The following is a 14,167-nucleotide window of genomic DNA, read 5'->3' as shown; positions in this document are numbered from 1 at the left end:
ATGTTCACCATGCGTCGTCTGATTATCGTCGCTACCGCTGCTGCCCTGATGACGGGTTGCGCCAACCAGAACCCCTACGACAACCAGGGGCAGGCGCAGGGTTCCACCGGGATGAGCAAGACCGCCAAGTACGGCGGCCTGGGCGCGCTGGCCGGCGCCATCGCCGGTGCCGCCATCGACCACAACAACCGTGGCAAGGGTGCCCTGATCGGTGCTGCCGCCGTGGGCGCCGCCGCTGCCGGCTACGGCTACTACGCCGACCGCCAGGAAGCGGCCCTGCGCGAGAGCATGGCCAACACCGGCGTCGAGGTGCAGCGCCAGGGTGATCAGATCAAGCTGATCATGCCGGGCAACATCACCTTCGCCACCGACTCGGCGAACATCGCCCCGAGCTTCTATGCACCGTTGAACAACCTGGCCAGCTCGTTCAAGCAGTTCAACCAGAACACCATCGAAGTGGTCGGTTTCACCGACAGCACCGGTAGCCGCCAGCACAACATGGACCTGTCCCAGCGCCGCGCGCAGGCGGTGAGCACCTACCTGACGTCCCAGGGCGTCGACTCGTCGCGCGTCTCGGTGCGCGGCATGGGCCCTGACCAGCCGATCGCCAGCAACGCCGATGCCAATGGCCGGGCGCAGAACCGCCGGGTCGAGGTCAACCTCAAGCCGATCCCGGGCCAGCAGTACGACCAGCAAGGGCAGGTTCAGCAGTATCCGTAAGGCGTCGATAGCAAAAGGGGGCCCTGCACTAACGCTGTTCACTTAAGCCATTGGGGCCGCCTTGCAGCCCCAATCGATGTCACATCAGACTCAAGTGAACAGCATTAGCGCGTAGCGGCCCCTTTTTTCACCGCACCGTGCTGGCCTGTATCGCGGTCAGGGCGATGGTATGCACGATATCGTCCACCTGCGCCCCGCGCGGCAGGTCGTTCACCGGCTTGCGCAGCCCCTGGAGCATCGGCCCGAGGCTGACGCAGTCGGCGCTGCGCTGGACCGCCTTGTGGGTGGTGTTGCCGGTGTTCAGGTCGGGGAACACGAACACCGTCGCACGCCCGGCCACCTGGCTTGCCGGGGCCAACTGGCGGGCGATCTGCGGGTTGGCCGCGGCGTCGTACTGCAGCGGGCCGTCGATCAGCAGGTCGTGCTCGGCCTGTTGGGCCAGGCGGGTCGCCTCGCGGACCTTCTCCACTTCCTCGTCGCTGGCCGCCGAATCGCTGGAATAGCTGAGCATCGCCACCCGCGGGGCGATGCCGAAGGCGGCGGCCGACTCGGCGCTCTGCCGGGCGATCTCGGCCAGCTCCGCGGCGCTGGGGTGCGGGTTCATCACGCAGTCTCCATACACCAGCACCTGCTCGGGGAACAGCATGAAGAACACTGACGACACCAGGCTGCAGCCCGGTGCGGTCTTGATCAGTTGCAGGGCCGGGCGAATGGTATTGGCGGTGGAATGCACCAGGCCCGAGACGAGGCCATCGACTTCATCCAGGGCCAGCATCATGGTGCCGATCACCACCGGGTCCTCGAGCTGCTGCTCGGCCATGGGGGCGTTGAGGTTCTTGCTCTTGCGCAGGTCGACCATGGGCTCGACGTAGCGTCCACGGATCAGCTCGGGGTCGAGCACCTCCAGGTCGGCCGGCAGGGTGATGCCCTGGGCACGGGCCACCGCCTCGACGTCCTCGGGCTTGGCCAGCAGCACGCAGCGGGCGATGCCGCGGGCCTGGCAGATCGCCGCGGCCTGCACCAGCAGCGGCTCGGCGCCTTCGGGCAGGACGATGCGCTTGTTGGCCTGTTGCGCGCGCTGGATCAATTGATAACGGAACACCGCCGGTGACAGGCGCAGTTCGCGTGGCGTGCCGCAGCGCTGGTGCAGCCAGGCGGCATCGAGATGGCTGGCGACGAAGTCGGTGATGAACTCGGCACGCTCGCGGTCGTCCACCGGGATCTCGCGGTTGAGTGAATTGAGCTGGTTGGCGGTGTCATAGGAGCCGGTGCTCACCGAGAGGATCGGCAGGCCGGCCTGCAGGGCGCCTCGGCACAGCTCGAGGATGCGCGGGTCAGGCTTGCTGTCGCTGGTCAACAGCAGGCCGGCCAGGGGCACGCCGTTGATCGCCGCCAGGCTCACGGCAAGGATGATGTCGTCGCGATCGCCCGGGGTCACCACCAGGGTGCCGGCCTTGAGCAGCGGCACGGTGTTGGCCACGGTCCGGGCGCAGATGATGATGGTGTTCATGCGCCGCTGCTCGTAGTCACCGGCATTGAGCACCTGGGCACCGAGCAGTTCGGCCACGTCACGGGTACGCGGGGCGTTCAGGTCGGCCTGGTAGGGGATGCAGCCGAGCAGGCGGAAGTCGTCGCCGCGCAGCAGCGGCGAGTGCTCGCGCAGGCGGGTGGCGAAGTCGGCCATGCTCTCGTCGGTGCGGACCTTGTTGAGGATCACCCCCAGCACCTTCGGGTCGCGCGGGCCACCGAACAGCTGGGCCTGCAGCTCGACACGCCCGGACAGCTCGCTGAGCACCTCGTTTTCCGGGGCCGAGACCAGGATCACCTCGGCGTCCAGGCTCTTGGCCAAGTGCAGGTTGACCCGTGCTGCGTAGCTGGCGTGGCGAGTCGGGACCATGCCCTCGACCACCACCACGTCGTTGCCGACGCAGGCTTGCTGGTACAGCCGGATGATTTCCTCGAGCAACTCGTCCAGCTGGCCGTCGCCGAGCATGCGCTCGACGTAGGCCAGGCTCAGCGGCGTGGGCGGCTTGAGGCCGTGGGTGCGGGCCACCAGCTCGGTGGAGCGCTCCGGGCCGGTGTCGCCGGGGTGGGGTTGAGCGATCGGCTTGAAGAAGCCGACCTTCAGGCCCCCGCGTTCAAGGGTGCGTACCAGGCCCAGGCTGATGGAAGTCAGGCCGACGCCAAAATCGGTCGGCGCGATGAAAAATGTCTGCATGCGTGCTTCTCGGAATAAGCGGTGCAAGGAATCAACGGCCAAGGGTATCGCTATCGGCCCCCTGAGCGCACCAGCCGCAGGCGAACGCCTGGCCGATGCGCCGCTCGCGTTCGCGTCGATCGAGCACCCACGGGCGTGCCTGCCACGGTGGCTGGTGGCGCAGGTGCTGGGTATGGCCGCAGGACAGATCGACCACCCAGTGGCCGTCCTCGTCCTGGTGGAACCCGATGATCCGACTGATGGGGCGCTGCTCGTCCGTCGCGCGTTCGCATTCAGGCGGTGCCTTGGTTACACTTGTTCGCTCTACATTCTTTTGCAAAAGGTCTTGCCCCATGCTGATCGCCGCCAACAAGGCTGTCTCCATCGACTATACCCTGACCAACGACGCCGGGGAGGTCATCGACAGCTCCGCCGGCGGTGCGCCGCTGGTGTACCTGCACGGTGCCGCCAACATCATCCCGGGCCTGGAGAAAGCCCTGGAAGGCAAGCAGGCTGGCGATGAGCTGAACGTCACCGTCGAGCCCGAGCAAGCCTACGGCGAGTACCTGGCCGAACTGGTCAGCACCCTGAACCGCAGCCTGTTCGAAGGCGTCGACCAACTGGAAGTGGGCATGCAGTTCCACGCCTCGGCGCCGGACGGCCAGATGCAGATCGTCACCATCCGCGACATCGACGGCGACGACATCACCGTTGACGGCAACCACCCGCTGGCCGGCCAGCGCCTGAACTTCAAGGTCAAGGTGGTCGATGTGCGTGATGCCAGCGACGAAGAGATCGCCCACCGCCACATCCACGGCGAAGGTGGCCATCACCACTGATCTTTCTGCGCTAAGCTCAGGAAGTCGCCAGGCGCTCGGGCAAGCCGGACTCCCCTCGACGAGGGTGAACGGTTTGGCCGCGCGCCTTTTTAGTGGGCGGGATTCGCCCCTGCGGCAACCAGGAACCTGAGAGGGGAGTTCATCATGAGTGCATTTCACGACCTGACACTGCAGGCGCTCAACGGCGGGGAACTGCCCCTGGCTCCGTTCAAGGACCAGGTGGTGCTGGTGGTCAATGTCGCCTCCAGGTGTGGCCTGACCCCACAGTACAAGGCCCTGGAGAACCTGTACCAGAAATTCAAGGACAGGGGGTTCAACGTTCTTGGCCTGCCGTGCAACCAGTTTGCCGGCCAGGAGCCGGGCAGCGAGAAGGAGATCCAGGAATTCTGCAGCCTGAACTACGGCGTGAGCTTCCCCCTGGGCGCCAAGCTGGAGGTCAACGGCCCGCAGCGTCACTCGCTGTACCGCCTGCTGGCGGGCGAGGGGGCGGAGTTTCCTGGCGACATCACCTGGAACTTCGAGAAGTTTCTGGTCGGCAAGGATGGCCGCGTCCTGGCCCGCTTCGCACCGCGCACCGCACCAGACGATCCGAGCGTGGTGCAGGCGATCGAGAAGGCGCTGGGTTGATTCCCACAGGGACCGGGGCGATCACACATGATGTGGCTTGCAGGCGCCTTGGGCTTGCACCGGGCCATTGAGGTTGGGGCTGCTTGCAGCCCCAGGTTCCCAGCCCATACCTGCCAATCACCCGAATCAATGATGCTGGGCCTGCCACTCCCCTCGCCCTAAGCTCAGGCGCATTTCTTCATCCCTGGGAGCGCCGCATGTCCCCCCACCCCCTGTTCCAGCCCTTCACCCTCGGCACCCTCGAATTGTCGACCCGTGTGGTCATGGCCCCGATGACCCGCACCTTCTGCCCCGGCGGCGTGCCCCACGAGGGCGTGGTGGAGTACTACCGACGCCGCGCCGCGGCCGGTGTCGGGCTGATCATCAGCGAAGGCACCACGGTCGCGCACAAGGCCGCCAACGGCTATGCCAACGTCCCGCGCTTTCATGGCGAAGACGCCCTGGCCGGCTGGAAGAAGGTCGTCGACGCGGTCCATGCCGAGGGTGGGCGCATCGTCCCGCAGCTCTGGCACGTCGGCAGCGTACGCCGCCTGGGCACCGAGCCGGACGGCAACGTGCCGGGCTACGGGCCGAGCGGCAAGGTCAAGGATGGCAAGGTCCTGGTCCAGCAGATGAGCCATGAGGATATCCGCGAGGTGATCGCCGCCTTCGCCCAGGCCGCCCGCGATGCCCAGGCCATCGGCATGGACGGCGTGGAGATCCACGGCGCCCATGGCTACCTGATCGACCAGTTCTTCTGGGCGGCGAGCAACCAGCGCAGTGACGAATACGGTGGCGACCTGGCGGGTCGTTCGCGTTTCGCCATCGAGCTGATCCAGGCCGTGCGTGCGGCAGTGGGCCCGGATTTCCCGATCATCTTTCGCTTCTCCCAGTGGAAACAGCAGGACTACAGTGCCCGCCTGGTCGAGACGCCCGAGGCGCTGGGGGCGTTCCTCGCGCCCCTGGCCGAGGCCGGCGTGGATATCTTCCACTGCTCCACCCGACGCTTCTGGGAGCCCGAATTCCCAGGGGCGGCGCTGAACCTGGCCGGCTGGACCCGCCAACTCACCGGCAAGCCCACGATCACGGTCGGCAGCGTCGGCCTGGAGGGCGAGTTCCTGCAGTTCATGGTGGACACCGACAAGGTGGCCAAGCCCGCCAGCCTGGAGGGGTTGCTGCGTCGGTTGCAGGACCAGGAGTTCGACCTGGTGGCTGTGGGCCGCGCGTTGCTGGTCGACCCGCAGTGGGCGCAGAAGGTCCGCGACGGCCGTGAGCAGGAGGTGCTGCCGTTCAGCCGCGAGGCGCTGTCGAGCCTGGCTTGATCGCCAGAGGCGTGGCCGTGGCCTGGCGCTCCGGGGTGCTCGCCTGCCGGCAGGCGCTGTACAGGTGCCCCTCGAACTGTTCGACGATCGCCGACCAGCCCTGACGGCTGGCATGCTGGCGGGCATTGAGGCGGACCCGGCGCAAGGTTTCGCTTTCTTCCAGCAGCCAGCACGCGGCATCGATGAACGCCGCTTGGTCGCCAGGCATGGCCAGGGCCCCGCTGTGGCCGTGGCGGATATGCTGGGCGGCCGCGGCCTCGTCGTAGGCGACGACGGCCAAGCCCGAGGCCAGCGCTTCGAGGACCACGTTGCCGAAGGTCTCGGTCAGGCTGGGGAACAGAAACAGGTCGCCGCTGGCGTAGTGTTCGGCCAACACTTCGCCGCGTTGCGCACCGCAGAAGACGGCATCGGGCAACTGCTGCTCGAGCAGCTCGCGCTGCGGCCCGTCACCCACGATGACCAGGCGCATGCGCCGTTGTGGATAAGCCTTGCACAAGGCCTCCAGGCAAGGGCGCAACAGGTTGAGATTCTTTTCCGCGGCCAGGCGGCCGACATGCAGCACGGCAATGTCGTCCGGGCCCAGGCCCCAGCTATCACGCAGTGCCTGGCTGCGTTTGGCCGGATTGAACAGGCAGGCATCGACGCCACGGGCCATCAGGGCCAGGCGCTCGAAACCGCGCCGCTCCAGCTCCAGCCGCTGGCTGGCGCTGGGCACCAGGGTGGTCGCGGTACGCCGGTGGAACCAGCGCAGGTAATGGGTGAGCAGGCGGGTCAACAGACCCAGGCCGTATTGCCCGGAATACTGCGGGAAGTTGGTATGGAAGCCACTGACCACCGCGATGCCCAGGCGCCGTGCGGCGCGCAGGGCGCTGAGGCCCAGCGGCCCCTCCGTGGCGATGTACAGGACGTCTGGCCGCTGCCGGCGCCAGCGTCGCAGCAGGGTATGCATGGAGATCTCGCCCCATTGCAGGCCCGGGTAACCGGGCAGTGCCCAGCCTCGGCAGAGCAGCAGGTCGTCGTCGCCGTGGGCGGCAGCGTCGCTCGCCTGGCGTGGGCGCACCAGTGCCACCTGATGCCCGCGCTGGCGCAAGCCCTCGCTCAACCGGCCAAGGGTGTTGGCCACGCCGTTGATCTCGGGTGGGAAGGTCTCGCTGACGAGGGTGATGCGCAGGGCCGGTGTATTCATGGCGAAAAGTGTCCGCCTACAGGGTTGCGGCCCTGTGACGGTCTTGTGATGGACAGGTTACAGGGGCCTGCAAAGCCACATCATCTGTGATCGACTCGGCGCCCTGTGGGAACCGGCTTGGCGGCGATGGGCTGCACAGCAGCCCAGGATTTCAACGACGCTCACGCACCCAGAACAGCGTGGCCCCGGCCACCGCCGCCGGCATCATCAGCACGTTCACCAGCGGGATCATCAGCGCCAGGTAGGTGATCCCGCCAAACCCCAGCGACTGCCAGCGTTTTTCGCGCAGCCAGGCGAGCATGTCCTGCCAGCTCATCTTGTTGTTGTCCGCCGGGTAGTCGATGTACTGGATAGCCATCATCCAGATACCGAAAATCAGCCACAGGGGCGCCGCGATCACGTTGACCACCGGAATCAGCGACAGGATGAACAGGCCGATGGCCCGTGGCAGGAAATAGCCGAGCTTGCGCATCTCGCGGCCGAAGGTGCGCGGCACCATGGCCGCCAGTTCGCCCCAGCTGAAGGCCGGGAAGTTATCTTCGCCGCGCACCACCACCTCGACCTTCTCGGCGAGGAAGCCGTTGAAGGGGGCGGCGATCACGTTCGCCACCAGGGTGAAGGTGAAGAACACCATCAGGATCACCAGGACGACGAACAGCGGCCAGAGGATGTAGCTGAGAAAGCCCAGCCAGTCCGGCAGGCTCGGCATCAGTGCGTCGACCCACAGGCTGAACTGGTGCGCGGCGAAGTAGATCAGGCCGCCGAACAGCAGCAGGTTGACCGCCAGGGGCAGCAGGACGAACAGCCGCAGGTTCGGGCTCATGACCAGTTTCAGCCCTTCGCGCAGGTACTGGGGGCCAGAGAGGACGGGGGCTTGCATCGAGACGCTCCGGATAAAGGGAAAACGCGCTGACCTTACCGAGTTTGCCGCGCCGACGAAAGGTGTCAGGGCATGGGGAAACGGGCTGTAACAAAGCACAGCGGTCGGTTTCCATCGGTTTTGTCTGTAGATAGAGGTTGTCTATAAGGTGGATTGTCGAAGGATATTTCCTTAATCTCTGCCACCTCGCTAAAGTGCGCTCAACTTTAGGTTTCCGGGCCTGCGCGTAGTAGCCTTCCCCAAGTGCTGCGCGGGCCCCTTTTAATTCCAGCTGGTGCCACCGGCACATCGATGCCGGCCTCGTGCGTCCCGCTCCACAGGAGTTCGACATGTCTGAAGTACGTCATTCGCGCGTCATCATCCTCGGTTCCGGCCCTGCCGGTTACAGCGCTGCGGTCTATGCGGCCCGTGCCAACCTCAAGCCGTTGCTGATCACCGGCATGCAGGCCGGCGGCCAGTTGACCACCACCACCGAAGTCGACAACTGGCCGGGCGACCCCCATGGCCTGACCGGCCCGGCCCTGATGCAGCGCATGCAGGAACACGCCGAGCGTTTCGAGACCGAGATCGTCTTCGACCACATCAACGCCGTTGACCTGGCCAGCAAGCCGTTCACCCTGCAGGGCGACAGCGGCACCTACACCTGCGATGCACTGATCGTCGCCACCGGTGCCAGCGCTCGCTACCTGGGCCTGCCTTCGGAAGAAGCGTTCATGGGCAAGGGCGTTTCGGCCTGCGCTACCTGCGACGGTTTCTTCTATCGCAACAAGCCGGTGGCCGTGGTCGGTGGTGGCAACACTGCCGTGGAAGAGGCCCTGTACCTGGCCAACATCGCCAGCAAGGTGACCCTGGTGCACCGTCGCGATACCTTCCGCGCCGAGAAGATCCTGGTCGACAAGCTTCACGCCCGCGTGGCCGAAGGCAAGATCGAGCTCAAGCTCAACGCCACCCTGGACGAAGTGCTGGGTGATGACATGGGCGTGACCGGTGCGCGCCTGAAGAACAACGACGGCAGCAGCGACGAGATCAAGGTCGACGGCGTGTTCATCGCCATTGGCCATACCCCGAACACCTCGCTGTTCGAAGGTCAGCTGACCCTCAAGGACGGCTACCTGGTGGTCAACGGCGGCCGTGAGGGCAATGCCACCGCCACCAACGTCGAGGGTGTGTTCGCCGCGGGCGACGTGGCCGACCACGTCTATCGCCAGGCGATCACCTCCGCTGGCGCCGGCTGCATGGCCGCGTTGGACGTCGAGCGTTACCTGGACGGTCTGGCGAACGCTTCGTTCTGAGTGCCAGCCCCTTCAAGGGGGCTGGAGCCAGGCACCTGATAGGGCTGTTTTGCAGCCCTATCGCGACACAAGGCCGCTCCTGCGGATACCGCGCCGCTCTGCAATCGAGCGCCGTATCCGTGGGAGCGGCCTTGTGTCGTGATGAAGGTGCGCAGGTCAGCTCACAGGCTCAGGCGCATGGACAGGTCCACCGCCTTCACATCCTTGGTCATCGCGCCAATGGAGATGTAGTCCACCCCCGTCTCGGCAATCACCCGCAGGGTGCTCTCGTTCACACCGCCACTGGCCTCCAGCTTGGCTTTGCCAGCGGTGATGCGCACGGCTTCGCGCATTTCGTCGAGGGTCAGCTCGTCGAGCATGACGATATCGGCCCCGCCCGCCAGTGCCTGGCGCAGCTCGTCCAGGCTCTCGACTTCGATCTCCACCGGCTTGCCCGGGGCGATGCGGTGCGCCGCGGTGATCGCCTCGGCGATGCCGCCGCTGGCGGCAATATGGTTTTCCTTGATCAGGAAGGCGTCGTACAGCCCGATGCGGTGATTGTGGCAGCCGCCGCAAGTGACCGCGTACTTCTGCGCCAGGCGCAGGCCGGGCAGGGTCTTGCGGGTGTCGAGCAGGCGCACCTGGGTGCCTTCCACCAGGTCGGCGAGCAGGCGCGCCCGGGTCGCCACACCCGAGAGCATCTGCAGGAAGTTCAGCGCCGTGCGCTCGCCGCTGAGCAGCGAGCGAGCCGGGCCTTCGAGGTGGAACAGCGCCTGGTTGGCGCTGGCCCGCTCGCCATCGGCCACCTGCCAGTGCACTGCCACCCGAGGGTCGAGCTGGCGGAACACCGCATCGACCCAGGCGGTACCGGCGATCATGCAGTCCTCGCGGGTGATGATGGTCGCCTTGGCCAGGCGCTCGGCCGGGATCAGCTGGGCGGTGATGTCGCCGCTGCCGATGTCTTCCAGCAGTGCGCGGCGCACGTTGGCTTCGATTTCGGCGGTCAGGTCGGCGAGGCGTAGGTTCGGCATGGTCGGCTCCACAAGCTAGGTGCCGGCGATTATAGGGCAGGGGGGGCTGCTGTACAGCAGCCTGGGCCGTGACCTTTGGTCAGGATGAATGAGCGTTTGCCGGAATTCATGGTCAGTGTGGGGCGTGCGAACTGCGCGCTGGAAGCTGTCGGATTTTTTTCTGATAATGGCGCCTTGTATTTGGCGTCATGGCTTTGACGGCTACCTGTCCCATTGAACAGAATCATCCAGCAAGGAGTCCGGGATGCATGAAGACGGCAAGGTGGTGCCCTTGGCGGCCGCCATCGACCGGGCGGCGCATACGCCCTTGCCTTGCCTTCCGGTGCTGCTCCTGCAGGTGCGCGACCAGGCGGCGTTGCAACTGCGCCGGGGGCTGCAGGTGCTGTTCGACAACGCCGACGACACCCTCTTCGAAATGGCCGACAAGGCCGGCGAGCGCTTCGAGCAGAACCTGTACTTCGAAGCCATGCGCGACGTAAGGCTCAAGCGCAAGAGCATCGAGCGGGGTTTTCTCGACAGTTTCTACGACACCTTCTCGCGCCTTGGCCAGGCGGATGCCCGGCAGTGCCTGACGGCGGCCGACGCGTCGCAGGGCAGGGTGCAATTGGAGCGCACCGCTGCCGTCGAAGCGATGGTCGCCCGGGTGCTGTCCGGTGAGGGGGTTGCGCTCGAGCAGTTGAGGCTGCGTTTCCAGGCACTGCTCGGCCAGGCGTTGGAGGCGCGCTGCAACCCTCTGGGGCCGGACAACCTGTGCGGCTATTTCCTGGCGGCCGGGCGAAACCTGGGGGTAGGCCCGCCGGTCAAGCTGATCTTGCTCAGGCTGTTCGAGCGCTATGTCCTGCGCGATGTCGATCTGCTCTACGAACAGGCCAACCAACTGCTTGCCGCTGCCGACGTGCTGCCTGCACTCGGGCCGCCACCGCGCCGCCGTGCCGATGACCACCGCCCGGTGCCCCGACGTGGGCCGGCTAGCCTACCCAGCGCTGAAGAGGTGGAATTGGACAACGCGGGCCAGGCCTTTTTCGATTCGCTGCAGGACCTGCTGGCGCCCACCCGCGGGCGTGTCGCCCCGCGCCTGCAGCGCGTTGCCACGGCGCAACCGATCAGCACCGCCGACCTGCTACGCCTGCTCTCACACCTGCAGCACTACGTGCCGGCGACTACCGAGAACGATGACTTCGACCTCGGCCAGCAGTTGGAGCAGTTGCTCCTGCGTGTCAGCGTGCGCAGCGGTACCCGTCGCTGCATCGCCACTGCGGACGAAGATACGATCAACCTGGTGGGCCTGCTGTTCGACTTCATCCAGGCCGACGCCAACCTGCCGCCGAGCGTGCGCGCCCTGCTCGCGCGGCTGCATATCCCCCTGCTCAAGGTGGCCCTGCTCGACAAAGGGCTGTTCAGCCGTGCCAGCCATCCGGCCCGGCGGCTGCTCAACGAGATCGCGATGCTCGCGATCGGCGGGGAGGACAATGGCGAAGGCCTGCGCGACAGCCTGCACCTGCGCGTGGAGCGTATCGTCCAGCGCCTGCTCAACGACTTTGTCGACGATCTGGCGTTGTTCGCCGAGCTGCTCGAGGACTTCCTCGCCTTCAGCCATGAGGAACGGCGCCGCAACGAGTTGCTCGAACAACGTACCCGCGATGCCGAGGAGGGCCGTGCCCGCACGCTGCTGGCGCGCCAGCAGGTGCAGCAGGCGCTCAACCAGCGCCTGCACGGCAAGTGCCTGCCGCAGGTGGTTGTGCAGATGCTGGTGCAGGGCTGGAGCCAGGTCCTGTTGCTGGCCTGGCTCAAGCAGGGCGAGGCGTCCGCGGCCTGGCGCGCAGGGCTGGCGACCATGGATGCGTTGCTGGCGAGCATTGCCCCGCACCGGGAGGCCCAGGCGCGCGAGCGGCTGTTGCAGCAGGTGCCCGGCCTGCTCAAGGCGTTGCGTGATGGGTTGGCCGGTGTGGTGCTGGACTCGGCGGCGACCCGCGAATTCTTCCTGCAACTGGAGCAGTTGCACCTACGGGCCCTGGCCGGGCCAGACGTGTCGCCAGCGGGGGAGGGGCTGTCTGTGCCGCAGGTGCTGGTGGCCGAGGAAATCGTCCTGGCCATCGCCGAAGAGTCGGCTTGCGGCCCCTTGTTGCAGCCGGACGAGCAAGGGCCCGAGTGGCGGCAGGTGCAGCGCCTGCGCATCGGTACCTGGGTCGAGGTGCTCGACGAGCAGCCGCCGCTACGTTGCAAACTGGTGGCGCGGATCGATAGCAGCGAGCGTTTCGTCTTCGCCAACCGTACCGGCATGAAGGTGCGCGAGTGGAATCGTGCTGGCCTGGCCTTGGCCCTACGCCGGGGGGAGGTACGGGTGCTGGACGATGGGCTGTTGTTCGAGCGTGCCCTGGAGGCGGTGCTCGACAGGCTGCGTTGCCAGCAGGCGTTGTGAGAGGGGCCGCTGCGCGCCCATCGCCGGCAAGCCCACACAGGGGCCCTGCAAACCGCATCGGGGCCCCTGTGGGAGCGGGCTTGCCCGCGAATGGGCTGCAAAGCGGCCCCCGAACGATCATTTACATGCAACCACGCCAGCCTCCGGGCATACTGGCAGCCCATCCCTGGCGACTTTCAGGATCTGCTCCATGCAATTGGACCGTGCGACAGGCTGGTTTTCCGGCGTCACCCACTGCCCTTCGCCAAACTTCAACGCCCGCCCCGAAGGCGAAGCCATTTCCCTGCTGGTCATCCACAACATCAGCCTGCCGCCGGCCTGCTTCGGCACCGGCAAGGTCCAGCAGTTCTTCCAGAACCGCCTCGATCCGGCCGAGCATCCCTATTTCGAAGGCATCCGCCACCTGACGGTGTCGGCGCACCTGTTCGTCGAACGTGACGGCGCGGTGACCCAGTTCGTGTCGCTGCTGGACCGGGCCTGGCATGCGGGCGTTTCATGCTTCGATGGGCGAGAAGGGTGCAACGACTTTTCCATCGGCATCGAGCTGGAAGGCACCGACGAGCTGCCCTATACCGATGCCCAGTACGCCGCCCTGGAGCAGTTGACCCGGGAGATCCGCCGTGCCTGGCCGGTCATCGGCCTGGGCCGCATCTGCGGCCATAGCGATATCGCCCCGCAGCGCAAGACCGATCCGGGCCCGGCTTTCGACTGGCGCCGCTACCGTGCAGCGCTGCAAGACAACGAGGACAAGGCATGAGTTTTCTGGTGTTGGTGCTGATTCTCTGGGTCGAGAAGTTCTCCGCCCTGCGTCAGCGTTTGCAGCGCGATGGTTTCTTTCTCGGCGAACTGGTGCGCCTGGAGCGCAGCGGCAAGGTGCACCCCTGGTGGACCCTGGCCATCCTGGTCCTGGCACCGGTGGCGCTCCTGGTGTTGCTGCTGCATGTCCTGGAACCGGTGGCCTATGGCCTGCTGGCGTTGCCGGTGCACCTGCTGGTGCTGATCTACAGCCTCGGCCGTGGTGACGCCAAGGCGGCCCTCGGGCCATTCCGCGATGCCTGGCGACGCGGCGACGAACAGGCCGCGCTGCATGTGGCCGAGCGTGATCTGGGCCTGGGCGCCGACGATCCCCAGTGCTTGATGACGCGGGTCCAGGGCTACCTGCTGTGGCAGGCGTACCAGAGCTTCTTCGCCGTGATCTTCTGGTATTTCCTGCTGGGGCCCGGTGCGGCCCTGGCCTATCGCCTGCTGGCCCTCACGGCCGGCAACAGCCGCCAGCCGGCGCTCAAGGAGCGGGCCGAGCAACTGCGCCATGCCATGGACTGGCTGCCGGTGCGGGTATTGGCGCTGAGTTTCGCCCTGGTCGGCAACTTCGTCGCGGTGATGCGCCTGATGCTGCACGAACTGCTCAATTGGCACATCAGCGCCGGCCACCTGGTGGCCCGGGTAGGGCGGGTGGCGGACGACATCCCCGACGAGGAAGACAGCCAGCGTGGCCTGGGGCGGCTCGACAGCCTCTGGGAACTGCTGCTGCGTTGCGCGGTGCTGTGGTACGCCTGCTTTGCGTTGTGGACGGTGCTGGTCTGAGCGGCGTGCCAGGCCGCTTAACCTTAAGTTACAAACCTTGGGTTCGATCTGCGTTATACAAGGTGGCAGGCCCTTGATGGCTTAGTGCTACCCCGTATAACAACAAGAATCC

At 66.2% G+C, this 14,167-nt stretch carries 13 protein-coding genes; 8 read left to right on the top strand and 5 right to left on the bottom strand.

Annotation, left to right across the window (positions count from 1 at the left end):
- Entirely contained in the window at nt 1–720 is a 720-nt protein-coding gene (locus WCE05_RS01995) for an OmpA family protein (protein WP_368815365.1), read from the top strand.
- Between the two features lie 127 nt (nt 721–847).
- On the opposite strand, the gene pta is transcribed toward WCE05_RS01995, so the two are convergent.
- Together pta and WCE05_RS01985 are read right to left on the bottom strand one after the other, a co-directional pair.
- The gene (gene pta / locus WCE05_RS01990; protein WP_225788547.1) at nt 848–2,938 is read right to left on the bottom strand and encodes a phosphate acetyltransferase; all 2,091 of its coding nucleotides are present in this window, start codon (nt 2,936–2,938) and stop codon (nt 848–850) included.
- A 31-nt stretch (nt 2,939–2,969) separates the two neighbouring features.
- Nucleotides 2,970–3,272 carry a DUF3565 domain-containing protein gene (locus WCE05_RS01985; protein WP_225788662.1) on the bottom strand — a complete coding sequence of 101 codons (303 nt, stop codon included), beginning with the start codon at nt 3,270–3,272 and terminating at the stop codon, nt 2,970–2,972.
- On the opposite strand from WCE05_RS01985, the gene WCE05_RS01980 reads away from it, so the two are divergent.
- The 3 genes from WCE05_RS01980 (at nt 3,271) to WCE05_RS01970 (ending at nt 5,684) form a co-directional block, all read left to right on the top strand.
- On the top strand, nt 3,271–3,756 hold the full coding sequence (locus tag WCE05_RS01980; protein ID WP_225788548.1) for a peptidylprolyl isomerase: 486 nt from the start codon (nt 3,271–3,273) through the stop codon (nt 3,754–3,756). The genes WCE05_RS01985 and WCE05_RS01980 overlap by 2 nt on opposite strands.
- Before the next feature lie 144 nt (nt 3,757–3,900).
- Nucleotides 3,901–4,383, top strand: coding sequence for a glutathione peroxidase (locus WCE05_RS01975; protein ID WP_225788549.1), 483 nt, complete (start codon nt 3,901–3,903; stop codon nt 4,381–4,383).
- Nucleotides 4,384–4,580: 197 nt separating this feature from the next.
- Nucleotides 4,581–5,684 carry an NADH:flavin oxidoreductase gene (locus WCE05_RS01970; protein ID WP_368815364.1) on the top strand — a complete coding sequence of 368 codons (1,104 nt, stop codon included), beginning with the start codon at nt 4,581–4,583 and terminating at the stop codon, nt 5,682–5,684.
- On the opposite strand, the gene WCE05_RS01965 is transcribed toward WCE05_RS01970, so the two are convergent.
- Both WCE05_RS01965 and cysZ read right to left on the bottom strand, forming a co-directional pair.
- A complete protein-coding gene (locus WCE05_RS01965; protein ID WP_253167672.1) occupies nt 5,653–6,870 on the bottom strand; it encodes a glycosyltransferase family 1 protein in 1,218 nt (405 codons plus the stop codon). The two genes, WCE05_RS01970 and WCE05_RS01965, sit on opposite strands and share 32 nt — an antisense overlap.
- A 151-nt stretch (nt 6,871–7,021) precedes the next feature.
- The gene (gene cysZ, locus WCE05_RS01960) at nt 7,022–7,750 is read right to left on the bottom strand and encodes a sulfate transporter CysZ (protein ID WP_225788552.1); all 729 of its coding nucleotides are present in this window, start codon (nt 7,748–7,750) and stop codon (nt 7,022–7,024) included.
- Between the two features lie 329 nt (nt 7,751–8,079).
- Between cysZ and trxB the strand changes: the two genes are divergently transcribed.
- Nucleotides 8,080–9,042, top strand: a complete 963-nt coding sequence (gene trxB / locus WCE05_RS01955) for a thioredoxin-disulfide reductase (protein ID WP_225788553.1) — start codon at nt 8,080–8,082, stop codon at nt 9,040–9,042.
- A 161-nt stretch (nt 9,043–9,203) separates the two neighbouring features.
- Here the strand turns inward: trxB and nadC are convergent, their stop codons facing one another.
- Nucleotides 9,204–10,052 carry a carboxylating nicotinate-nucleotide diphosphorylase gene (gene nadC / locus WCE05_RS01950; protein WP_225788554.1) on the bottom strand — a complete coding sequence of 283 codons (849 nt, stop codon included), beginning with the start codon at nt 10,050–10,052 and terminating at the stop codon, nt 9,204–9,206.
- Between the two features lie 244 nt (nt 10,053–10,296).
- On the opposite strand from nadC, the gene WCE05_RS01945 reads away from it, so the two are divergent.
- From WCE05_RS01945 to ampE, 3 genes are all read left to right on the top strand, one after another.
- The gene (locus WCE05_RS01945; RefSeq protein WP_368815363.1) at nt 10,297–12,471 is read left to right on the top strand and encodes a DUF1631 domain-containing protein; all 2,175 of its coding nucleotides are present in this window, start codon (nt 10,297–10,299) and stop codon (nt 12,469–12,471) included.
- A 190-nt stretch (nt 12,472–12,661) separates the two neighbouring features.
- A complete protein-coding gene (gene ampD / locus WCE05_RS01940; protein WP_225788556.1) occupies nt 12,662–13,228 on the top strand; it encodes a 1,6-anhydro-N-acetylmuramyl-L-alanine amidase AmpD in 567 nt (188 codons plus the stop codon).
- Nucleotides 13,225–14,055, top strand: coding sequence for a regulatory signaling modulator protein AmpE (gene ampE / locus WCE05_RS01935; RefSeq protein ID WP_225788557.1), 831 nt, complete (start codon nt 13,225–13,227; stop codon nt 14,053–14,055). The genes ampD and ampE overlap by 4 nt, the downstream gene beginning before the upstream one ends.
- The last annotated feature ends 112 nt before the right edge of the window (nt 14,056–14,167 follow it).

The sequence above is a fragment of the Pseudomonas sp. I2 genome (assembly GCF_040984075.1).
GTDB lineage: Bacteria > Pseudomonadota > Gammaproteobacteria > Pseudomonadales > Pseudomonadaceae > Aquipseudomonas > Aquipseudomonas guariconensis_B.
This window is presented reverse-complemented; position numbering and strand designations above follow the sequence as displayed.